The following is a 19,759-nucleotide window of genomic DNA, read 5'->3' as shown; positions in this document are numbered from 1 at the left end:
CTCCGCGGAGCTTCCCGCCCTCGCGGCCGTGAGTTTACCGCAGCAACATGACGCCAACATGGCTGAAGCATTACAAATTGTCAGAAACGGCGCCATTGCATGGCCAGGGACCGGTTTGATAACAAACACAATCTTGGGGGCGCGCGCCCGAAAGCGGTAGAATGATGGGTTACGCGCCGGGGCCGATTTTACCCCTGCAAAACCAGACTCATCGCACCGCCGAAAAAGAACCAATGACCACCGTCCCGACCGAAATCAACGCCGCCGCCGTCAAGAACAGCCCTACCGAAAAAGTCACCCCCATGATGCAGCAGTACCTGAGCATCAAGGCCGAATACCCGGACATGCTGGTGTTCTACCGCATGGGCGACTTCTATGAGCTGTTCCACTCGGACGCGGAAAAGGCGGCGCGCGTGCTGGGCATCACGCTGACCGCGCGCGGTAGCTCGGGCGGCCAGCCGATCAAGATGTGCGGCGTGCCTTTCCATTCGCTCGAAGGCTATCTGGCCAAGCTGGTCAAGATCGGCGAGTCGTGCGCGATCTGCGAGCAGATCGGCGATCCTGCCACCAGCAAGGGCCCGGTCGAACGCAAGGTGATGCGCGTGGTGACGCCGGGCACGCTGACCGATGCCGACCTGCTGCCGGAAAAGGCCGAACGTCCGCTGCTGGCGATGTGCATCATCAGCCAGCGCAAGGTGGCCACGGCCGGCCTGGCGTGGCTGTCGCTGGCCAGCGGCGCGCTCAAGCTGATGGAGTTCTCCGGCGACACCCGCACCGTCACCGCCCGCATGCAGCAGGAGCTGGAGCGCATCGCGCCGGCCGAGGTGCTGCGCGGCGATAACGCCGACCTGTTCGAGGAAGACGTCCACTGCCACGTGAACCGTGTGCCGGACTGGCACTTCGACGTGGTCAGCGGCCATAAGTCCCTGCTCGATCAACTCGGCGTGGCGACGCTGACCGGCTTCGGCGCCGATGGCCTGGGCGCGGCGTTCGGCGCGGCCGGCGCGCTGCTGCGCTATGCGCAGTCGACGCAGGGACGCGGCCTGCAGCACGTGCGCTCGCTGGCCACCGAGACCGAGAATGAATTCATCGGCCTCGATGCCGCCACCCGCCGCAACCTGGAGCTGACCGAGACCATACGCGGCCAGGAGTCGCCGACCCTGTTCTCGCTGCTGGACCACTGCCGCACGGCGATGGGTTCGCGCCTGCTGCGCCACTGGCTGCACCACGCGCGCCGCGACCAGGCCATCGCCCGTTCGCGCCACGAAGCCATCGCCGCGCTGGGCCACGCCGACGCCACCGGCGCGCTGTCGCACACGCTGGCGCAGGTGCCGGATATCGAACGCATCACCACCCGCATCGCGCTGCTGTCGGCGCGTCCACGCGACCTGGCCAGCCTGCGCGATGGCTTGCAGCAGCTGCCGTCGCTGCGCCAGGCGATGCAGCGCGCGCTGACCGATCCGGACGGCCTGCTGGCCGCCGTCCACGCCGACATGGCCACGCCGGCCGCCTGCCTCGACCTGCTGCAACGCGCGGTGGCGCTGGAGCCGGCGGCGATGGTGCGCGACGGCGGCGTGTTCGCGCGCGGCTTCGACGCGGAGCTCGACGAGTTGCGCGCGCTGTCGGAGAACGCCGGCCAGTTCCTGGTCGATCTCGAAACGCGCGAGCGCGCCCGCACCGGCATCGCCAACCTGCGCGTGGAGTACAACAAGGTGCATGGCTTCTACATCGAGGTCACGCACGGCCAGACCACCAAGGTGCCGGACGACTATCGCCGCCGCCAGACGCTGAAGAACGCGGAGCGCTACATCACGCCGGAACTGAAGGCCTTCGAGGACAAGGCGCTGTCGGCGCAGGACAAGGCGCTGGCGCGCGAGAAGATGCTGTACGACCAGCTGCTGGGCGACCTGGCGCCGTACATCGGCACGCTGCAGACCATCTCGAAGGCGCTGGCGCAGCTCGATGCCCTGACCTCGCTGACCGACCACGCGCTGCGCCACAACTGGTGCGCGCCGCAACTGGTCGATACGCCGTGCATCAACATCGTCGAAGGCCGCCATCCGGTGGTGGAGAACCAGATCGAACGCTTCATCGCCAACGATTGCCGCTTCGTCGAAGACCGCCGCCTGCTGCTGATCACCGGTCCTAACATGGGCGGTAAATCGACCTTCATGCGCCAGGTGGCGCTGATCACGCTGCTGGCCTACGTGGGCAGCTACGTGCCGGCCGCCAGCGCGACGATCGGCCCGATCGACCGCATCTTCACCCGCATCGGCGCCACCGACGACCTGGCCGGCGGGCGCTCGACCTTCATGGTGGAGATGACCGAATCGGCAGCGATCCTGAACGGCGCCACCGAGCATTCGCTGGTGCTGATGGATGAAGTGGGACGCGGCACCTCGACCTTCGACGGCCTGGCGCTGGCGTGGGCCATCGCGCGCCACCTGATCGACACCAGCCGCAGCTTCTCGCTGTTCGCCACCCACTACTTCGAACTGACGCAGCTGCCGGAGAGCCATCCGACGGCGGCCAATGTGCACCTGTCGGCGGTCGAGCACAAGGACAGCATCGTGTTCCTGCATGCGGTGCAGGATGGTCCGGCGTCGCAGAGCTATGGCTTGCAGGTGGCGCAGCTGGCTGGCGTGCCGCAGCCGGTGATCAAGGCCGCGCGCAAGCATCTGGCGCGTTTGGAGGCGCAGGCGCTGGATGCCACGCCGCAGCTGGACCTGTTCGCCGCGCCGACCACCGATGCGGACGACGAGGTGCTCGACGCGCCGGCGCACAGCGCGCCCGCAGCGGCCAGCCCGGCGATGCGCGAGCTGCTCGATGCGCTCGACGATCTCGATCCCGATGCGCTGACCCCGCGCGAGGCGCTGGAACGCCTGTATCAGCTCAAGCGCCTGACGGAGACGGCGCAGGCATGATGTCGCTGCGCGTCCCTGGCACGGCCACTGCCGCGGCGCCGTTGCGCCGCCTGGGCGCGATCGCGGCTGGCGCGGCCGGCATGGCCGATGTCGCAGGCGCCGCCGATGCCGCCGGTGCGGTCGCACTGGTGACGCTGGTCGCGCTGGCGGCGCTGGCCGCGTGCCCGGCGCAGGCCGCGCAACCGGCGACGCGCGGCTTCCAGTTCGGCGTGATCGGCCATTCGTTCAAGAGCGGCCCGGATGAATCGGTGCTCAAGCGCGCCATCGCCGACGTGACGCAGGTCGCTCCTGCCTTCATCGTCGCCACCGGTATCAAGTCCAGCACGGAGCCTTGCAGCGACAGGCTGTATGCCCAGCGCCGCGCGCTGCTGAACGACGCGGCGGCACCGATGATCGTCTCGCTGGCCGGCAGCGACTGGAGCGGCTGCGTCAATTCCATCGGCCGCTCGAACGCCATCGAGCGCCTGAACCGCCTGCGTGAACTGTTCTACGCCGACGGCGAGTCGCTGGGCGAGCGCCGCTTGCCGCTGACGCGCTTGTCGGCCAGCGCCAAGTTCCGCAGCTACGCGGAGAACGCGCACTGGGAATACGGCAAGGTGCTGTTCGCCACCATCAATCTGCCGGCCAACAACAACCACTTCCGCGCCGAGGCGGGCCGCAACAGCGAGTACGAGGACCGGCTGGTGGCCAACCGCGCCTGGCTGCATCGCCTGTTCACGCTGGCCGAGCGGCAGAAGATGCAGGGCCTGGTGCTGTTCTCGGACGGCGACGTCGGCGTGCAGGCGGAGCAAGGCTTCTCGCTGCTGCCGAGTTTTCAATCGAAACAGGATGGCTTCGCCGAACCGCGCCGGCAGATACGGGCGATGGCGGAAAAATTCAAAGGGAAGGTGCTGCTGGTCGATACCCAGGGCGGCGCCGGGACCGAGCCGTCCATCGTCTGGCGCGGCAATGTGGGACATCTGAGCCTGGCCGCGGAATGGGCCGAGGTGCGCGTCGCGCCCGGCAGCGCCGCCCTGTTCACGCTCAAGGGCGGCGCCGCCGAGGCGACGCAATAACTTCTACAGCTTAGTGGATCGGGTGGATGGCGACGTGATCGCCCTCTTCACCTTCGTCGTCCTCGTCACCGTGGTGGTGGCCGTGGGCGCCGTGCACGTGGCCGTGGGCGATTTCTTCGTCCGAGGCTTCACGCACTTCGGCCACGCTCAACGAGAAGCGCAGCGCCATGCCGGCCAGCGGGTGATTGCCGTCCAGGACCACTTTATCGTCAGCGATATCGGTGACGGTGAAGATCATCGCTTCTTCGCCATCGTCGCCGTCCGGCATGCCTTCGAACTGCATGCCCACTTCCAGCGGCTCTGGCAGGCGGTTGCGTGGCTCGACCTTGACCAGCGCGGCGTCGTAGTCGCCGAACGCATCTTCCGGTTCGATCTGGATGATGGAGGAATAACCGACTTCCTTGCCGTCCAGCTCTTCTTCGATCTTCGGCAGGGTGTTCTCGTAGCCGCCGTGCAGGTAGACCATAGGCTGACGGCCGTCTTCGATCAGATTGTCCTGGGCATCGGACAGCTTGTAATTCACAGTCACGACCGTGTTCTTGGCAATCTTCATTTTGTAATTCCTTTCTGTATATAAGCCCCGGAATTATACCTTGGATCGCCTGCCGGGCCGCCGCCAGCCCGACAATCGGCGCGGCCATGGTTATAATGAGCGCATGAAAAAATTACCTCTCCTCGGCGACATCACGCCGGCGCAGTTCCTGCGCGACTACTGGCACAAAAAGCCCCTGCTGATCCGTAACGCCATCCCCGGCTTCAAGCCGCTGCTGAGCATGGAGGCGCTGACCAAGCTGGCCTCGACCAACCACGCGGAATCGCGCCTGGTGACGAACGTCGACGGCCAGTGGAATATGCAGCACGGCCCGCTGGAAAGCCTGCCGCCAATGGACCAGAAGGAATGGACCGTGCTGGTCCAGGGCGTCAACCTGTTCGACGCCAAGGCCGACGCGCTGCTGCGCCAGTTCCGCTTCCTGCCGGATGCGCGCCTGGACGACCTGATGGTCAGCTTCGCCACCGATGGCGGCGGCGTCGGTCCGCACTTCGATTCCTACGACGTGTTCCTGCTGCAGGCGCAGGGCCAGCGCCGCTGGCAGATCGGCCCGCAGAAGGACCTGAGCCTGGTCGAAGGCCTGCCGCTGAAGATCCTGGCCAATTTCAAGCCGCAGGAGGAGTTCGTGCTCAATCCGGGCGACATGCTGTACCTGCCGCCGCACTACGCGCACGACGGCGTCGCCATCGGCGATTGCCAGACCTATTCGATCGGCTTCCGTTCGCCGTCCTACCAGGAGCTGGGCGAGGCCTTCCTGCAGTTCATGGCCGATTCGATCGACCTGCCGGGCCGCTACGCCGACCCCGACTTGGAGGCGACCTCCAAGCCGGCCGAGATCCCGCGCAATATGCTGAACACGATCGCCGAGGAAATCAACAAGGTCAGCTTCACCGAGGAGGACATCACCATCTTCCTGGGCGAGTACATGTCCGAGCCCAAGCACAATGTGTTCTTCACCGGCCCGGCCAAGCCGCTGACGTTTGGCAAGTTCGGCGAAGCGGTGGCGAAGAAGGGCCTGTCGCTGTCGCGCAAGTCGCAGATGCTGTACCGCGGCAAGCACGTGTTCATCAACGGCGAATCGTTCGGCGTCAGCCGCGCCGACAAGATCACGCTGGAGCTGCTGGCCAACAATCGCGCGCTGACCGGCGCGGAGGCGGTCCAGGCGTCGGACGACGTCATGGACGCTTTGTACACCTGGTATCAGGACGGCTGGATCGAGTTGGGCTAATCACGGGGAGGCGGCATGGACAGGCAGAGTTTTCCATTCACCACCAGGGCGGAATTTCTTGAGCACCTGGCCAGCTGCTTCACCCGCGCCGAGCGCACGCTGACGCTGTTCGATCCGAATTTCGCCATCTGGGAGCTGGGCAGCAGCGCCACCGACGCCCTGCTGCGCCGATTCCTGCACAATGGCGGCCAGCTGCAACTGGCCGGGCATGACGGCCATCACATCGAGCGCGACGCGCCGCGCTTTCTGCGCTTGATCAAGGATTACAGCCATCTGGTGGAAGTGCGCCGCACCAGCCAGCAATTGCGCCAGCTGACGGACTCTTTTTGCATCGCCGACGAGCGCCATATTGTGCGGCGATTTCACGCGGATCATTTCCGTGGCGAAGCAGTTTTTGACGGGCCGGAAGATACGCAAACCAGTGGTGACCGTTTTATTACGATTTGGTTAGAATCCGCACCCAGTTTGTTCGCAAACTCAACTGGATTATGATCCAGTTCAAGGTAAAATGCCGGTGTTCGATGCGAACACTGGTATTCTGTGGCGAATCTGCTAAAGTGGAGTCGAAACGGAAAAGTTGCGATATCGCAAAATAGTTGTGGAAACGGCTGTTTCTCCTATTGCGACGCACTAAAAATCGCTATAATATTCGGTTAGGAAGTTTCCGTTGTCTGGCAGGCACCATTTCCGGTACGAAAGCCTTCGAAGACGACCTAATGAGCGATAATTACCGGTAATTATTAATCGCAACAATTGTGTTTAATTTTGAATTAATTAAGGAAAACCCCATGAAAAAATCCCTGCTGATCGTTTCCCTGCTGGCTGTTGCTCTGGCTGCTTGCTCGAAAAAAGAAGAAGCTCCTGCTGCTCCAGCTCCAGTAGCTGCTCCAGAAGCCGCTGCTCCAGCTGCTGCTCCAGCACCTGCTCCAGCTGCTGACGCTGCTGCTCCAGCCGCTGCTGCTCCTGCTGCTTCGGACGCTGCTGCTGCTCCAGCCGCTTCGGCTGCTGCTGCTCCTGCTGCTTCGAAGTAATCAGCTTGTGGAAAAGCCGGCCTTCGGGCCGGTTTTTTTACGCCTGATGCTTTTGCATCCAAGGGGAAAGTTCCATTTGGATGCAGATATAAAAAAAACCCGCCAGCACTGAGCGCGATCTTGAGCGCGTTCAGGCTGGCGGGTTTTTTAATAACCGGCAATTGCCGGTCATCTCTTTATTTCAATTGCTCGTGCAGCAGAGTCAGGATCTTTTCGGCGACCGGAGTGGCTTCCGCTTTGCCGGCATTGCTCAACACGGTAACGGTGCTGCTATTGCCCGCGCCGGCTTTCACCGAAATGCGATAGCGCTGCGCTTCCTTATCGGCTTCCGACGACGAGCCCCAGCTGAACAGCTTGCTGAAGAAGCCCTTGGTTTCGGTGGCGTCGTCGACGTAGCGAACGAAGTACATGCCCTGGGTGCGGTCGCGGTCTTCCACGGTGAAGCCGGCGCGGTCCAGCGCCAGGCCCACACGGCGCCAGGCGCGGTCGAAGCCCTCGTCCACCTGCACGGCGCGGTCGGCGCCCGAGCCCACCAGCGACGCATGCTGCGGCTGCACAATCGCGGTATCCACGGCGGACTTGGCTTGCGCCACTTCCGAGCCGTTGCCCAGCTTGGTCATCAGGCGCGCCAGGAATTCAGCTTCCAGGCCCGGATCGTTCGGACGCGGCATCCAGGTGGTCGATTCCTTCTGGGCGCCGGTTACCACTTCCTGGGCGCCGCGATGGCTGATGTAGATCTCGCTGGCGCCGTCGGCGCGGCGTTCGATGCGGGTGCGGAACTTGTCGCGCTCGCCGCTCGAATAGACCGAGTCAAATACCTTGCCGATGGTGTTGCGGATGAAATCCTGCGGAATCTTCGCGCGGTTTTCGTTCCATTCGGTTTCCATGGTGCCGGCGGTGGCGTTTTCCTTGGCCAGCACGAAGCCCGAATCTTCCCAGAATTGCTTCAGCTGCGGCCACAGTTGCTCAGGCGTCTGCTTGATCACCAGCCAGCGCTGGTTGCCGTCGCGCTCGACCTTGATGTCGTTGATGCTGGTCGGCACCACGGTACCGGCGGCAGGCGTGCCCGGCACGATGGCGGCCGGGCCGGTGGCAATGCCCTTGGAGGCGTTGTAACCCGAGGCGGTGGCGATGCCGTTGTTCGAATCCGGCAGCGAGTAGCGGTTATCTTTCTGCAATTGCGTCAGATCCGGCGGCACGTCCAGCGTGCTGGCCTTCTTGGCGGACTTGTAGTCCACCTTATCGTTGCCGACCACGGAGCTGATCATGCCGCAACCGGTCAAACTGGCCATCAATGCGCCAACTACAACGGCGCGCTGCGAGGAAATAGAAGCTGTCTTGCGAATAGTCATGTCGTTACTGTTTAAGAAGCTGAAAAGCAGCAAATCAGGGATGATCCGAACCGAAGTCGGGGCTTGTGGCTAAGGTTTTTACAGTACGCCGGCTTCTCGCAGGGCCGCGCGTACCGCGTCGTGGCATTCGGCCGCCAGCGGCACCAGCGGCAGGCGGATGCCCGCAGGCATTTTGCCCATTTCCGCCAGCGCCCATTTGACCGGCACCGGATTCGGCTCGATGAACAGTTTCTGGTGCAGCGGGAACATTTTATTGTTCAGCTCAACCGCCTTGGCGATGTTGCCGGCGATCGCCGCTTCGCACATGTCGGCCATGTCGCGCGGGGCGACGTTGGCGGTGACGGAGATGTTGCCCGCGCCGCCGGCCAGCATCAGGGCCATCGCGGTCGGATCGTCGCCCGAGTACACGGCGAACGATTTAGGCGCCAGGCGCAGCAGGTCGTAGCCGCGGCCGATGTTGCCGGTCGCGTCCTTGACGCCGACGATGTTCGGGATTTGCGCCAGGCGCAGGATGGTCTCGTTGCTCATGTCGGCAACGGTGCGGCCCGGCACGTTGTACAGGATGACCGGCAGGTCCACCGCTTCGGCGATGGCCTTGAAGTGCTGGTACATGCCTTCCTGCGTAGGACGGTTGTAGTAAGGAACCACTTGCAGCGTGGCGTCCGCACCGGCTTCCTTGGCGAAACGGGTCAGCTTGATCGCCTCGGCGGTGGAGTTGGCGCCGGCACCGGCGATGATGGGGATGCGGCCCTTGGCATGGGCAACCGTCGCCTTGATCAGCGCGCAATGCTCTTCCACGCTCACGGTGGCCGATTCGCCGGTGGTGCCGGCGATGACGATGCTGTCCGTACCTTCGGCGATGTGCCAGTCGATCAGCTGATTCAGACCCTCGAAGTCCAGACTGCCGTCTGCGTTCATCGGGGTGACGATTGCTACTATGCTGCCCTTAATCATAGGTAACCACTGCCTGCATAAAGTATAAAACAACGATTGTAGACGATAGCCTGCCCGTATGGTGCATTCGGGGAGACAAATCGGCCCTCAAAATGGCGGTAAAAGCGCCGCCACTCGCGGGAAATCAGGCTTCACGGCGCATAGACGTTGCACCATGGCAGCTTTTGGCGTGTCGATGACGCCGTCCTCGAAGGCCACCACGCGCAAGCCGTGGTTGCGCGCCCAGTCCAGCAGCTCGCCGGCCTGCAGCAAAAAGGCTGGATTCGAGGGCTTGCCGAACTGCGCGTTGCCATCCGAGAAGGTTTCGTAGATCAACACGCCGTTCGGCGCCAGGCTGGCCAGCATGTCGGCAATTAGCGGCCGATGCAGGTAGTTTGTGACCACGATGCCCGCAAATCTATCCGGACCAAAGGGCCAGGTCGCGCCCGCCTCTTCCAGGTCGATGGCGGTGGTAGTGATTTCAGGTCCTGCCGCGGCGGCCAGCGCCTCGGGATCGCGGTCCACCGCGACCACGGCGTGACCCAGCGAGGCCAGGTGGCGCGCATGACGTCCGCTGCCGCAGGCCAAGTCCAGCACTTCGCCGCCGGGGATCAGCGGGGCGTAGCGCCGCACCCAGGGGGAAACGACGTCGCTCATGAGTACGCCAGCCCCATCGCTTCGCGCACGTCGCGCATGGTTTCCAGCGCCATCTTGCGGGCCGCGTCGTTGCCGTCGGCGACGATGGCGCGCACCAGCGACGGGTCGTCCAGATACTGCTGGGCGCGCTCGTGCATGGGTTCCTGTTCCTTGATGATGGCGTCGATTACCGGCTGTTTGCATTCGATGCAGCCGATGCCGGCGGATTTACATCCTTTTACCACCCATTCCTGGGTCGCGTTGTCGGAGTACACTTGGTGGAACTGCCAGACCGGGCAGCGGGCCGGGTCGCCGGCGTCGGTGCGGCGCACGCGGGCCGGATCGGTCGGCATGGTGCGGATCTTCTTTTCCACGGTGGCCTTGTCCTCGCGCAGCGCGATGGAATTGCCATAACTCTTGGACATCTTGCGGCCGTCCAGGCCCGGCAGGCGCGAGGCGGCCGTCAGGCGGGCCTGCGGCTCGACCAGGATCAGCTTGCGGCTGCCTTCCAGGTAGCCGAACAGGCGCTCGCGGTCGCCCATCGACAGGCTCTGGGCGTCGTCCAGCATGGCCTTGGCCTGCTCGAGCGCCTCTTCCTTGCCGTCCTGCTGGTATTCGGTGCGCAGTTCGTTGTAGAGCTTGGCGCGCTTGCTGCCCAGCTTCTTGACCGCTTCCTGCGCCTTTTCCTCGAAGCCTTTTTCCTTGCCGTACAGGTGGTTAAAGCGCCGCGCGATCTCGCGCATCATCTCGATGTGCGGCACCTGGTCGTCGCCCACCGGCACCTGGCTGGCGCGGTAGATCAGCACGTCGGCCGCCTGCAGCAGCGGGTAGCCGAGGAAGCCGTAGGTGGCCAGGTCCTTGTTGGACAGGTTGTCGATCTGGTCCTTGTAGGTGGGCACGCGTTCCAGCCAGCCCAGCGGCGTGGCCATCGACAGCAGCAGGTGCAGCTCGGCATGCTCGGGCACGCGGGACTGGATGAACAGCGTGGACTGCGACGGATCGACGCCGGCGGCCAGCCAGTCGACCAGCATTTCCCAGGTGCTGCGCTCGATGATGGACGGGTCGTCGTAGTGCGTGGTCAGCGCGTGCCAGTCGGCCACGAAGAACAGGCATGGCAGCTCGGACTGCATCTTGATCCAGTTCTTCAAGGCGCCGTGGTAGTGGCCCAGGTGCATGGCCCCTGTCGGGCGCATGCCGGATACAACACGATCGGGATACATAGTCGCTCAGCTCAGAAGGAAAATAAGGGGGTACAACAGCACGTGGAACATGCCCTGCAAAATGTGCATGCCGCCGATCAGGAAGCCGGTGAGCAGGCCGAACTGCATCATCAGGATCAGGCCGATGAACACGTACATGCCATAACGTTCGATCTGCGCGTACTTGCGCGCCAGCGGCAGCGGCAGGATGCCGGTGACGATGCGGCCGCCATCCAGCGGTGGTAGCGGAATCAGGTTGAACACGCACATGGCCGAATTGACGCCGATGCCGGCCTTGCTCATCTCGATGAAGAAGTCGTCCTGCTGGACGCCCAGCGCATAGGTCAGCACCACCCACAGCGCCATCCAGCCCAGGCCCATGGCGAAGTTGGCCGCAGGGCCGGCCGCCGCCACCAGCGCCATCTGCTTTTTTGGATTGCGCAGGCGGCCGTAGTCGACCGGCACCGGCTTGGCATAGCCGAGCGCGGGCAGGTGCAGCAGGCTCAGGATCAGCGGCAGGATCACCGTGCCGAAGGGGTCGATGTGGCGCAGCGGATTGAGACTCAGGCGGCCTTCGTTGGCTGCGGTGGGGTCGCCGAAATAGCGGGCGACGTATCCGTGTGCGGCTTCATGCAGGGAAATTGCAAAAAGAACAGGGATCAGGTAGACCGCGATGGTCTGGATAATACTATCGGTTTCGTTCATGAAGGGATTTTACCAGAGGCCGGAGCGTGCTCTTGCTGCGCCGTCAAGGGCCGGCGCGCTTGCCCAGTTAAAAGCCTGACATTGACAGCCCAGGCTTAGGCCAGGCTTACAGGCCGAACATCGCCGCGTCGCCCCTGCCCTGGCGCACCAGCTCGGCGCCCGAACCGCTGAGGTCGATCACCGTGGTCGGCTCCAGGCTGCAGGCGCCGCCGTCGATGACCAGCTCGATCTGCTTGCCCAGCCGGTCGCAAATGGCGTCGGCGTCGTTCAGCGCGTCCTCCTCGCCTGGCATGATCAGCGTGGTGCCCAGCAGCGGCTGCTGCAGCTCTTCCAGCAGCGCGTGGACGATGGCGTCCTCCGGCACCCGCAAGCCGATGGTCTTGCGCGACGGATGGCTGAGCCGGCGCGGCACGCACTTGGTCGCTTCCAGGATGAAGGTGAACGGGCCCGGCGTGGCCGCCTTGAGCAGGCGGAACTGGCGGTTGTCGACCCGCGCGTACACGCCGATCTCGCTCAGGTCGCGGCACAGCAGGGTCAGGTGGTGTTTTTCATCGATGCCGCGGATGCGCCGCAGGCGCTCGACCGCCGCCTTGTCGTCCAGATGGCAGACCAGGGCGTAACAGGAATCCGTTGGCACGGCGACGATGCCGCCGTCGTGCACGATCTGCGCCGCCTGCTTGATCAGGCGCGGCTGCGGATTGACGGGATGGACCTGGAAAAATTGACTCATATGGGCGCTGCCGGTGCATGGTCCCGGCCGCTGTTATTCACGGTTAAGATTGTACGCTACGCAAGGCCGCAATACGCTGCTCGAAAGGTGGATGGGTGGAAAACAGCGCGGTCCAGCCACCGGCGGCGGTGATGCCTGCGGCCGCGATCGACTGCGGCAAGGCGCCCGGCTCCATGCCGTTCAGGCGGGCCAGCGCGTGCTGCATCGGCACGCTGCTGCCCAGCAGGCGGGCGGAACCGGCGTCGGCGCGGAACTCGCGCTGGCGCGAGAACCAGGCCACGATCAGCGAGGCGGCCAGGCCGAAGATGATCTCGCACACAAACACCGTGACCATGTAGCCGATGCCGGGGCCGCGCCGTTCGCTGTCGTTGTTCTTCAGCAGCACGTTGTCGACGAAGAAGCCCACCACCCGCGCCAGGAACACCACGAAAGTGTTGACCACGCCCTGGATCAGGGTCATGGTGACCATGTCGCCGTTGGCGACGTGGGCGACTTCGTGGCCCAGCACGGCTTCCACCTCGTCGCGGTTCATGTTTTCCAGCAGGCCGGTGGAGACCGCCACCAGCGCCGAATTCTTGAAGGCGCCGGTGGCGAAGGCGTTCGGCTCGCCGTCGTAGACCGCCACTTCCGGCATGGCGATGCCGGCGCGCTCGGACAGCGCCTTGACCGTGTTGACCAGCCACAGCTCGGTGGACGACGACGGCGTGGCGATCACGCGGGCGCCGGTCGACCACTTGGCCATCGGCTTGCTGATCAGCAGGGAAAAGATCGCGCCGGTAAAGCCGACCACCAGCGAGAACGCCAGCAGGCTGCCCAGTTGAAGCGTGTTGCCCGATCCCGGACGGCCGATGCCCAGCAGCGACAGAACGATGGACAGCACCAGCATCACAGCGAGGTTGGTGGCGATAAACAGGACGATGCGTTTCATAAGAGGTCTCCAGTACGGACAGCAATATGTCCAAACATTAAGGTGCGACCGCGCGAAATCAAGATACAAGCTCTTACAACGCGCCGGTAATCGGCGCGGTAAATTACCGATCAGAACCAGTCGTGCCAGACCGGGGTGACGTTGGCCGGCAGCGGCGGCAGCAGCGCGAAGTCGACGCGGGATTCGCCCGGCGCGTGGAAATCGGTACCGCGCGAGGCCAGGAAGCCGTAGCTGTTGGCCAGCTGCGCGTAGACCGGGTATTGCTCCGGCGTGTGGCTGCCGGTGACCACCTCGATGGCCGCGCCGCCCAGCTGCTTAAACTCGTCGAACAGCTGCCCTTGCGCCAGTTGGCTGAACTTGTAGCGCCCAGGATGGGCGATCACGGCGATGCCGCCGGCGCCGCGTATCCAGTTGACCGAATCGGCCAGCGTGGCCCAGCAATGCGGCACGTATCCCGGCTTGCCCTCGGACAGGTATTTCTTGAACACTTCGGGAATGTTGGCGCACACGCCGATTTCCACCAGGTAGCGGGCAAAGTGCGTGCGCGACATCAGGTCGGGATTGCCGACGTACTTGAGCGCGCCCTCGTAGGCGCCTTCGATGCCGACCTTGGCCAGCTGGTTGGCGATCTCGCGGCCACGGTTGTCGCGGCCGGAGCGGGTGCAGGCCAGGCCGTTGACCAGGCCTGCATTGTTCTCATCGATCTGCAGGCCGACGATGTGCACGGTTTCGTTGGCCCAGGTGATCGAGATCTCGACCCCGGTGACGAAACGCATGCCCTGCTCCTGCGCGGCGGCGCGGGCGGCGGGGATGCCGCCCACTTCGTCGTGGTCGGTCAGCGCCCACACGTCCACGCCCGCCTTGCGCGCGTGCTGCGCCACGGCGGCCGGCGCGAGGACGCCGTCGGAAACGCTGGAATGGCAGTGCAGATCGACTTTCAACATATGGCTCAATAATTACGGCAATGAAGGCTTCATTGTACGCTGCCTGAGCAAAGTCCATCCATGGCTGTATCAAGACCGGCGCCGCGCACGCGCGCGCCACGCGCCAGCAGTTCGGCGAAGCGCACCGGATCGATGTTCGAGCCGCACACCAGCACGCCCACACGCTTGCCCGCCAGCCGCTCGCGCAGCGGCCCGAACAGCGCGGCGGTCGCCACGGCAGCCGCAGGCTCCGCCACCAGCTTGGCGTCGCGGAACAGGTTCAGCATCGCCAGGCAGATTTCGTCGTCCGTCACCCGCACCACCTCGTCGACGAAGCGGCGGCAGACGCCGAAGCTGTAGGGCATCGCGTACGGCGCGCCCAGGCTGTCGGCCACGGTGTCGACCCGCTCCAGCGCTTCCGGCTGGCCCGAGGCGAAGCTGCGATACAACGCATCGGCGCCGAACGGCTCCGCGCCATACACCGCGCAAGCCGGATTGATCTGCTTGACGGCGGCGGCGATGCCCGCGCACAGGCCGCCTCCCCCTACCGGCACCACCACCGCGTCCAGATGCGGCACCTGCGCCATCAGTTCCAGGCCCACCGTGGCTGTGCCTTGCGCGGTCAGCGGTCCCTCATAAGGATGCAGCATGGTGCGCGCCTCGTCGCGCTCGATCTCGCGGCCGCGCGCGAAAGCCTGGTGTACGTCGGGCATCAGCAGCACTTCGGCGCCCAACTCGCGGCAGGCGGCGATGCGGGCCGGGCTGGCGTGCTGCGGCATCACCACCTTGGCGCTACAGCCGGCCAGCTTGGCCGCGTAGGCAGCGGCGATCGCGTGGTTGCCGGCGCTGACGGCGACGATGCCGCGCCGCCGCGCCGCCTCGTCCAGCGCTTCGACGCAGTTGAGGGCGCCGCGCAGCTTGAAGGTGCCGGTCTTCTGGAACAGTTCCAGCTTGAGCCAGACCTCGCCGCCGGCAAACTGTTCTTCGGCCACGCCGGTCTGCCAGCGCCACACTGGCGTTTCAAGGATCTTGCCTTGCAGGCGGCGGGCGGTATCGCGGACTTCGGCCAGCGAGGGATAGGATGGTGTCATGGTGCAGCTCCATAAAATATTCGAGGGAATGCGGCATCGCCGCGTGGAGTCTGGGGGCGCCGAGCACCGGCGCAGCCGCAGCTCAGCGACCCTGAATAATTCGAATAATGGAGACGGCGGACAGATTCCGACCGGCCAACGCGGCAGCACCAGCGTCGGAGGCGACGTGGCGGCGGGTTGGCTGAGTGGTCGGATGGGAGTTCATGCGTTCAATCATGCCAAAACCGCAAAGTCTTGGCAAGCTTTTCGTTTTTAGCGCTGCAGGAAAGCCTCGATCAGGTGCGCCAGTTCCTCCGGCTGGTCGTGATGCAGCATGTGGCCCGCATCGGCCAGCACCTTGCATTCAACGTCGCGCAAATAGCCGAGGCGGCGCACCAGCTCGGCACGCCCTTCCTGCTCGCCGCCCATCCAGGTCCACATATTGGTCTGGTCCGCCTCGACCCACAGCACCGGCGCGCTGATCGCGCTCCAGCACGCCATGATGTCCTCGACGTGGTAAGGCAGCGGGCCCGGCTGCTTATGGGCCGGATCTCCGAGGATCTCCCACTCTCCTGCGTCGTTCTGCGCCGACCAGTGCTGCGCCAGGAAGGCGGCGCGCTCGTCGCTGAGGCGCGGATTGGTCTTTTGCAGCCGCGCGGCGACGGCGGCCTGCGTCGGATAGTTGCGCAACTCCGGCTGCTCCAGCAGCGCGTCCATCCACTTGGCGTAGCGGCCGGGCGCCTGCTCCGGCTTGCTCGAGCGCAGGCCGCCGCCTTCCAGATTGATCAGCTTGCGGATGCGCTCCGGCCGCGCGCCGGCGTAGATGCCGACCACGTTGCCGCCCATGCTGTGGCCCAGCAGGTTGACCGCCTCATCCGGGGAGTAGTGGCGCAGGATGGCGTCCAGGTCGGCCAGGTAGTCGGGGAACCAGTAGGTATCTGTACCGCAGCGCTGCGACAGGCCGAAGCCGCGCCAGTCCGGCGCGATCACATGCCAGTCGCCCTGCAGGGCGTCCACCACGAACTGGAACGAGGCGCCCACGTCCATCCAGCCGTGCAGCATGAAAATCTTGGGCGCGCCCTCCCGCCCCCAGTGGCGCACGTGGCAGCGCAGGCCGCGGATGGTCAGGAACTCGGAGCGGGACGAAGTGAAGGTCATGGGTGGTCCTTGAAATTACGTAAGCCGGCGCAATATCGGTTGCTTGCTGGCGATGAAGTAAAATAATAGCACGACCGTTCGATAGCCGCTCAAGCGTAAAATAGCGCCATCCCACCGCTCATCAGCGCTGTATTCAGCACTCAACCTAAGGTTTCCAATGTCTATATATCAACTGGGCGAACATGCGCCCGAGATCGATGCATCGTCATTTGTAGCCGACACTGCCACAGTGATCGGCAAAGTCAGCCTGCACGCCAACACGTCGGTGTGGTTCGGTGCGACGCTGCGCGGCGATAACGAACGCATCACCATCGGCGAAAACAGCAATGTACAGGAAGGCACGGTCATGCACACCGACATGGGCTATCCGCTCACGGTGGGCAAGAACGTCACCATCGGCCACCAGGCCATGCTGCACGGCTGCACCATCGGCGACGGCGCCTTGATCGGCATCCAGGCCGTGATCCTCAACGGCGCCAGGATCGGCAAGGGCTGCCTGGTCGGCGCCGGCGCGCTGGTCACCGAGGGCAAGGAATTCCCGGACAACTCGCTGATCATCGGCTCGCCGGCCAAGGCCGTGCGCACGCTGACCGACGAGGACGCCGCGCGCCTGCTCGCCAGCGCCGACAGCTACGTCAAGCGCGGCCAACTGTTCAAGACGCAACTCAAAAAGATTGGATAACACATGAGCATTACCCCCATCATCGGCCAGGACACCCTGCAGAAATTCATCTTCGACAACGCCGCCGTGCGTGGCGAGTTCATCGACATCTCCGCCACCTGGCGCGAGGTGCTGTCGCGCCACGCCTACCCTGCCCCGGTCAAGAAGCTGCTGGGCGAGATGGTGGCCGCCGCCGCGCTGCTGTCGGCCAATCTGAAGTTCAACGGTTCGATCATCATGCAGATCCACGGCGATGGTCCGGTGCGCCTGCTGGTGGTCGAGTGCGATGCCGACCTGCACCTGCGCGCCACCGCCAAGATCGATCCCGAAGCCGTGATCGCCGACGACGCCAAACTGCCGGCGCTGCTGAACGCGCACGGCAAGGGCCGCTTCATCATCACGCTCGATCCGGCCGACAAGATGCCGGGCCAGCAGCCGTACCAAGGCATCGTGCCGCTGGATGGCGATGACGTCGGCACCGTGATTGAAAACTATATGCTGCGCTCGGAACAGCTGGACACCAAGCTGTGGCTGGCGGCGGACGACAACGTCTCGCGCGGCCTGCTGCTGCAGAAGCTGCCCTACAACGGCGGCAAGACCGAAGCGGCGCCGCTGACCGAGGACGAAGCGCTGGAAACCTGGAACCGCGCCGTGATCCTCGGCTCGACCTTGAAGGAAGAGGAACTGCTGTCGACCACCATCGACGTGCTGATGCAGCGCCTGTTCTGGGAAGAGACCATCCGCGTGTTCGACCCGCTGCATCCGGCCTTCCACTGCACCTGCACGCGCGAGAAGGTCGGCAACATGCTGAAGATGCTGGGCCGCGCCGAGGTCGACAGCGTGCTGGAAGAGCAAGGCCACGTCGGCGTCAATTGCGACTTCTGCGGCCAGCGCTACGACTACGACAAGGTTGATTGCGCGCAGCTGTTCGCCAGCGACGCGCCGGTCGAAGCGCTGATCCCGGCGGGCGAAGTGAAGCACTAAGCACGCACCGCCCTGGTAAAAAACGCGCCCGACGTTCGAGTCCGGCGCGTTTTTTTATTGTCTAGTCGTCGTGCAGATTGATGTCGGCCCGTTCCTTCTCGCTCTTGCCCAGCCAGCGCCGGTGCAGCATGCGCTCCAGCGGATGGCCGACCAGAAATAGCAGCAGCACCAGCACCAAGCCGATGCCGGCGATCCGCCACGCGCCCATGCCGCAGACGATGCCGATGCCCGCCGTCATCCAGATCGAGGCCGCCGTGGTCAACCCCTTCACCTTGGACGACTGGTTGTTCAGCACGATGACGCCGGCGCCAAGAAAACCGATGCCCGTCACCACGCCCTGAATCGCGCGGCTCAGCGCATCGTGGCTGTAGGCGCCATCGAGCGGGGCGAACTCCATGCCGGCCATCGTCACCAGCGCCGCGCCCATCGCGACCAAGCCCAGCGTATTCATGCCGGTGGGTTTGCCATGCAAATTGCGTTCGATGCCGATGATGCAGCCGAACAGCAGCGCTATCACGAGCCGGCCCGCGATATCCCAATAATCAATCATCTTTTGCTTCCACAGGGTTGATCAGGGACGTGAGCACATGGTCGGCCCAACGTCCGTTTATCTTCAGGTATTTTCTGGCCAGGCCCTCGCGCTCGAAACCCAGGCGGCGCAGCAGTTTCTCGCTGCTGGTGTTGGAAGGCTGGTGGTTGGCCATGATGCGATGCAGGCCGTGCACTTCAAACATGTGCGCAATCGCCGCTGTCAAAGCCTCGTGCATCAGGCCCTTGCCCGTGTGCCGGCTGTCCAGCGAGAAGCCAAGGTGGCACGCCTGGAACGGTCCGCGGACGATATTGGTGAAGGCACACTCGCCGACCACTTCATCGCTGTCGGGAAATTGCAGAAGCCAAAAGAGCGCAGACTTTTCCTCGACCAGCCGTTCCATCCGGCCGAGTTGTTCCTCAACCGCCTGCAAGGTGTAGAACTGCCCGGTGCGCTTGGGCTCCCATGGTGCAAGATGGTCGCGGTTCCGTTCGCGATATGCGAGGAGCCTGGCGCCGTCGCCAGCGGCCGGGCGCTTGAGCAGCAGACGACCGGTAGCCATCTGCGCGACCTGGATCGGCGAGGTCATGCAGGCACCACCCCGCCACGGCAGAGGCCGTGTCCGAATGTCAGACTTGACCCCACCTTGGTACGGTAGAGACCGTGTCCGAATGTCAGACTTGACCCCATCATAGTGTAGAGGCCGTGTCCGAATGTCAGACTTGACCCCATCATAGTTTTGCGCAACGGGTTTCCATGACGTCGATCGTGCCCAGCGTTTGCGTCGAGGTGGCGCTGCGCACCAGGTCGACCCGCTCCACACACGAGCCGCGCAGGAAGCGCTCTTGGTTGCGGGTGCAGATCGTTACCGTGCCGCCGGTGCTGGTGTTGCAGTAGAAGCCTTCGGCGCGCATGCGTACCAGCGCCTGCTCCAGCGGCATGCCCGGCTGTACCGTCTGCGTGATGAAATTGCCCAACGCCGCCTGATTCACCGTGTAGCAGCCGGCCAGTGGCATGACCAGCGCCAGCATCCAAAGTTTGCGCATCGCGATCCTCTCGTTATTTCCAGCCAGCAGTGTAGCGCACGGCGTCATCACCCGGTAACACTCGGTGCCTATCATGCGCAAAGTTTACATTTCCTCCAACTGGTATCCAAGGCTGAT

Annotated in this window: 21 protein-coding genes; 7 read left to right on the top strand and 14 right to left on the bottom strand. The window is 64.2% G+C overall.

What is annotated here, in order from left to right; translation table 11 throughout:
* Positions 1–233 precede the first annotated feature (233 nt).
* Positions 234–2,924: a DNA mismatch repair protein MutS gene (gene mutS / locus ACUJB0_RS05210; RefSeq protein ID WP_444844304.1), complete on the top strand. Its 2,691-nt coding sequence runs from the start codon at positions 234–236 to the stop codon at positions 2,922–2,924.
* Between the two features lie 80 nt (positions 2,925–3,004).
* Complete coding sequence (locus ACUJB0_RS05205; protein ID WP_444844948.1) at positions 3,005–3,979, top strand: hypothetical protein; 975 nt, start codon at positions 3,005–3,007, stop codon at positions 3,977–3,979.
* A 10-nt stretch (positions 3,980–3,989) separates the two neighbouring features.
* Here ACUJB0_RS05205 and ACUJB0_RS05200 read toward each other — a convergent pair whose 3' ends face one another.
* Positions 3,990–4,532, bottom strand: a complete 543-nt coding sequence (locus ACUJB0_RS05200; RefSeq protein WP_444844303.1) for an FKBP-type peptidyl-prolyl cis-trans isomerase — start codon at positions 4,530–4,532, stop codon at positions 3,990–3,992.
* 103 nt (positions 4,533–4,635) lie between these two features.
* Between ACUJB0_RS05200 and ACUJB0_RS05195 the strand changes: the two genes are divergently transcribed.
* The 3 genes from ACUJB0_RS05195 to ACUJB0_RS05185 all read left to right on the top strand — a co-directional run bounded on the left by ACUJB0_RS05195 (position 4,636) and on the right by ACUJB0_RS05185 (position 6,788).
* Positions 4,636–5,757 carry a JmjC domain-containing protein gene (locus ACUJB0_RS05195; protein WP_444844302.1) on the top strand — a complete coding sequence of 374 codons (1,122 nt, stop codon included), beginning with the start codon at positions 4,636–4,638 and terminating at the stop codon, positions 5,755–5,757.
* 15 nt (positions 5,758–5,772) lie between these two features.
* Positions 5,773–6,249: a DUF7931 domain-containing protein gene (locus ACUJB0_RS05190; protein ID WP_444844301.1), complete on the top strand. Its 477-nt coding sequence runs from the start codon at positions 5,773–5,775 to the stop codon at positions 6,247–6,249.
* A gap of 296 nt (positions 6,250–6,545) precedes the next feature.
* Positions 6,546–6,788, top strand: a complete 243-nt coding sequence (locus tag ACUJB0_RS05185; protein ID WP_116990225.1) for a hypothetical protein — start codon at positions 6,546–6,548, stop codon at positions 6,786–6,788.
* A 176-nt stretch (positions 6,789–6,964) separates the two neighbouring features.
* Here ACUJB0_RS05185 and bamC read toward each other — a convergent pair whose 3' ends face one another.
* From bamC to ACUJB0_RS05135, 10 genes are all read right to left on the bottom strand, one after another.
* Positions 6,965–8,080: an NlpB/DapX family lipoprotein gene (gene bamC, locus ACUJB0_RS05180; RefSeq protein ID WP_444844300.1), complete on the bottom strand. Its 1,116-nt coding sequence runs from the start codon at positions 8,078–8,080 to the stop codon at positions 6,965–6,967.
* 138 nt (positions 8,081–8,218) lie between these two features.
* Complete coding sequence (gene dapA, locus ACUJB0_RS05175) at positions 8,219–9,094, bottom strand: 4-hydroxy-tetrahydrodipicolinate synthase (protein ID WP_161083660.1); 876 nt, start codon at positions 9,092–9,094, stop codon at positions 8,219–8,221.
* Between the two features lie 87 nt (positions 9,095–9,181).
* On the bottom strand, positions 9,182–9,730 hold the full coding sequence (locus tag ACUJB0_RS05170) for a class I SAM-dependent methyltransferase (RefSeq protein WP_444844299.1): 549 nt from the start codon (positions 9,728–9,730) through the stop codon (positions 9,182–9,184).
* A complete protein-coding gene (locus ACUJB0_RS05165) occupies positions 9,727–10,929 on the bottom strand; it encodes a tryptophan--tRNA ligase (RefSeq protein ID WP_444844298.1) in 1,203 nt (400 codons plus the stop codon). Before ACUJB0_RS05165 ends, ACUJB0_RS05170 begins: the two co-directional genes overlap by 4 nt.
* 6 nt (positions 10,930–10,935) lie before the next feature.
* On the bottom strand, positions 10,936–11,613 hold the full coding sequence (locus ACUJB0_RS05160) for a site-2 protease family protein (RefSeq protein WP_444844297.1): 678 nt from the start codon (positions 11,611–11,613) through the stop codon (positions 10,936–10,938).
* A gap of 106 nt (positions 11,614–11,719) precedes the next feature.
* On the bottom strand, positions 11,720–12,343 hold the full coding sequence (locus ACUJB0_RS05155) for an L-threonylcarbamoyladenylate synthase (protein WP_444844296.1): 624 nt from the start codon (positions 12,341–12,343) through the stop codon (positions 11,720–11,722).
* Positions 12,344–12,386: 43 nt separating this feature from the next.
* Positions 12,387–13,271 (bottom strand): protease HtpX, encoded by an 885-nt coding sequence (htpX, locus tag ACUJB0_RS05150; RefSeq protein ID WP_444844295.1) that lies wholly within the window; start codon positions 13,269–13,271, stop codon positions 12,387–12,389.
* Positions 13,272–13,381: 110 nt separating this feature from the next.
* Positions 13,382–14,215, bottom strand: coding sequence for a 3',5'-nucleoside bisphosphate phosphatase (locus tag ACUJB0_RS05145; protein ID WP_444844294.1), 834 nt, complete (start codon positions 14,213–14,215; stop codon positions 13,382–13,384).
* Positions 14,216–14,244: 29 nt separating this feature from the next.
* Positions 14,245–15,285 (bottom strand): threonine ammonia-lyase, encoded by a 1,041-nt coding sequence (locus ACUJB0_RS05140; RefSeq protein ID WP_444844293.1) that lies wholly within the window; start codon positions 15,283–15,285, stop codon positions 14,245–14,247.
* 252 nt (positions 15,286–15,537) lie between these two features.
* On the bottom strand, positions 15,538–16,422 hold the full coding sequence (locus ACUJB0_RS05135) for an alpha/beta fold hydrolase (protein ID WP_444844292.1): 885 nt from the start codon (positions 16,420–16,422) through the stop codon (positions 15,538–15,540).
* Positions 16,423–16,579: 157 nt separating this feature from the next.
* Here ACUJB0_RS05135 and ACUJB0_RS05130 point away from each other — a divergent pair, with 157 nt between their 5' ends.
* Together ACUJB0_RS05130 and hslO are read left to right on the top strand one after the other, a co-directional pair.
* Positions 16,580–17,104, top strand: coding sequence for a gamma carbonic anhydrase family protein (locus ACUJB0_RS05130; RefSeq protein WP_116990244.1), 525 nt, complete (start codon positions 16,580–16,582; stop codon positions 17,102–17,104).
* A gap of 3 nt (positions 17,105–17,107) precedes the next feature.
* On the top strand, positions 17,108–18,067 hold the full coding sequence (hslO, locus tag ACUJB0_RS05125; protein ID WP_161083650.1) for an Hsp33 family molecular chaperone HslO: 960 nt from the start codon (positions 17,108–17,110) through the stop codon (positions 18,065–18,067).
* Between the two features lie 61 nt (positions 18,068–18,128).
* Here the strand turns inward: hslO and ACUJB0_RS05120 are convergent, their stop codons facing one another.
* From ACUJB0_RS05120 to ACUJB0_RS05110, 3 genes are all read right to left on the bottom strand, one after another.
* Positions 18,129–18,617, bottom strand: a complete 489-nt coding sequence (locus ACUJB0_RS05120) for an MgtC/SapB family protein (RefSeq protein ID WP_444844291.1) — start codon at positions 18,615–18,617, stop codon at positions 18,129–18,131.
* Complete coding sequence (locus tag ACUJB0_RS05115; RefSeq protein WP_444844290.1) at positions 18,610–19,185, bottom strand: GNAT family N-acetyltransferase; 576 nt, start codon at positions 19,183–19,185, stop codon at positions 18,610–18,612. The genes ACUJB0_RS05120 and ACUJB0_RS05115 overlap by 8 nt, the downstream gene beginning before the upstream one ends.
* Positions 19,186–19,327: 142 nt before the next feature.
* Positions 19,328–19,642: a hypothetical protein gene (locus ACUJB0_RS05110; protein WP_444844289.1), complete on the bottom strand. Its 315-nt coding sequence runs from the start codon at positions 19,640–19,642 to the stop codon at positions 19,328–19,330.
* Between the last annotated feature and the right edge of the window lie 117 nt (positions 19,643–19,759).

This window comes from Duganella caerulea, assembly GCF_040362985.1.
GTDB classification, from domain to species: Bacteria; Pseudomonadota; Gammaproteobacteria; order Burkholderiales; family Burkholderiaceae_D; genus Rugamonas; species Rugamonas vulcania.
This window is presented reverse-complemented; position numbering and strand designations above follow the sequence as displayed.

What these genes read in the sequence shown, in the direction of transcription:
- dapA (WP_161083660.1), bottom strand. Translation starts at nt 9,094, where the DNA reads ATGATTAAGGGCAGCATAGTAGCAATCGTCACCCCGATGAACGCAGAC.
- bamC (WP_444844300.1), bottom strand. Translation starts at nt 8,080, where the DNA reads ATGGCCAGTTTGACCGGTTGCGGCATGATCAGCTCCGTGGTCGGCAAC.
- htpX (WP_444844295.1), bottom strand. Translation starts at nt 13,271, where the DNA reads ATGAAACGCATCGTCCTGTTTATCGCCACCAACCTCGCTGTGATGCTG.
- ACUJB0_RS05190 (WP_444844301.1), top strand. Translation starts at nt 5,773, where the DNA reads ATGGACAGGCAGAGTTTTCCATTCACCACCAGGGCGGAATTTCTTGAG.
- ACUJB0_RS05195 (WP_444844302.1), top strand. Translation starts at nt 4,636, where the DNA reads ATGAAAAAATTACCTCTCCTCGGCGACATCACGCCGGCGCAGTTCCTG.
- ACUJB0_RS05120 (WP_444844291.1), bottom strand. Translation starts at nt 18,617, where the DNA reads ATGATTGATTATTGGGATATCGCGGGCCGGCTCGTGATAGCGCTGCTG.
- ACUJB0_RS05205 (WP_444844948.1), top strand. Translation starts at nt 3,005, where the DNA reads ATGGCCGATGTCGCAGGCGCCGCCGATGCCGCCGGTGCGGTCGCACTG.
- hslO (WP_161083650.1), top strand. Translation starts at nt 17,108, where the DNA reads ATGAGCATTACCCCCATCATCGGCCAGGACACCCTGCAGAAATTCATC.
- ACUJB0_RS05165 (WP_444844298.1), bottom strand. Translation starts at nt 10,929, where the DNA reads ATGTATCCCGATCGTGTTGTATCCGGCATGCGCCCGACAGGGGCCATG.
- ACUJB0_RS05110 (WP_444844289.1), bottom strand. Translation starts at nt 19,642, where the DNA reads ATGCGCAAACTTTGGATGCTGGCGCTGGTCATGCCACTGGCCGGCTGC.
- ACUJB0_RS05185 (WP_116990225.1), top strand. Translation starts at nt 6,546, where the DNA reads ATGAAAAAATCCCTGCTGATCGTTTCCCTGCTGGCTGTTGCTCTGGCT.
- mutS (WP_444844304.1), top strand. Translation starts at nt 234, where the DNA reads ATGACCACCGTCCCGACCGAAATCAACGCCGCCGCCGTCAAGAACAGC.
- ACUJB0_RS05145 (WP_444844294.1), bottom strand. Translation starts at nt 14,215, where the DNA reads ATGTTGAAAGTCGATCTGCACTGCCATTCCAGCGTTTCCGACGGCGTC.
- ACUJB0_RS05140 (WP_444844293.1), bottom strand. Translation starts at nt 15,285, where the DNA reads ATGACACCATCCTATCCCTCGCTGGCCGAAGTCCGCGATACCGCCCGC.
- ACUJB0_RS05155 (WP_444844296.1), bottom strand. Translation starts at nt 12,343, where the DNA reads ATGAGTCAATTTTTCCAGGTCCATCCCGTCAATCCGCAGCCGCGCCTG.
- ACUJB0_RS05170 (WP_444844299.1), bottom strand. Translation starts at nt 9,730, where the DNA reads ATGAGCGACGTCGTTTCCCCCTGGGTGCGGCGCTACGCCCCGCTGATC.
- ACUJB0_RS05130 (WP_116990244.1), top strand. Translation starts at nt 16,580, where the DNA reads ATGTCTATATATCAACTGGGCGAACATGCGCCCGAGATCGATGCATCG.
- ACUJB0_RS05200 (WP_444844303.1), bottom strand. Translation starts at nt 4,532, where the DNA reads ATGAAGATTGCCAAGAACACGGTCGTGACTGTGAATTACAAGCTGTCC.
- ACUJB0_RS05115 (WP_444844290.1), bottom strand. Translation starts at nt 19,185, where the DNA reads ATGACCTCGCCGATCCAGGTCGCGCAGATGGCTACCGGTCGTCTGCTG.
- ACUJB0_RS05135 (WP_444844292.1), bottom strand. Translation starts at nt 16,422, where the DNA reads ATGACCTTCACTTCGTCCCGCTCCGAGTTCCTGACCATCCGCGGCCTG.
- ACUJB0_RS05160 (WP_444844297.1), bottom strand. Translation starts at nt 11,613, where the DNA reads ATGAACGAAACCGATAGTATTATCCAGACCATCGCGGTCTACCTGATC.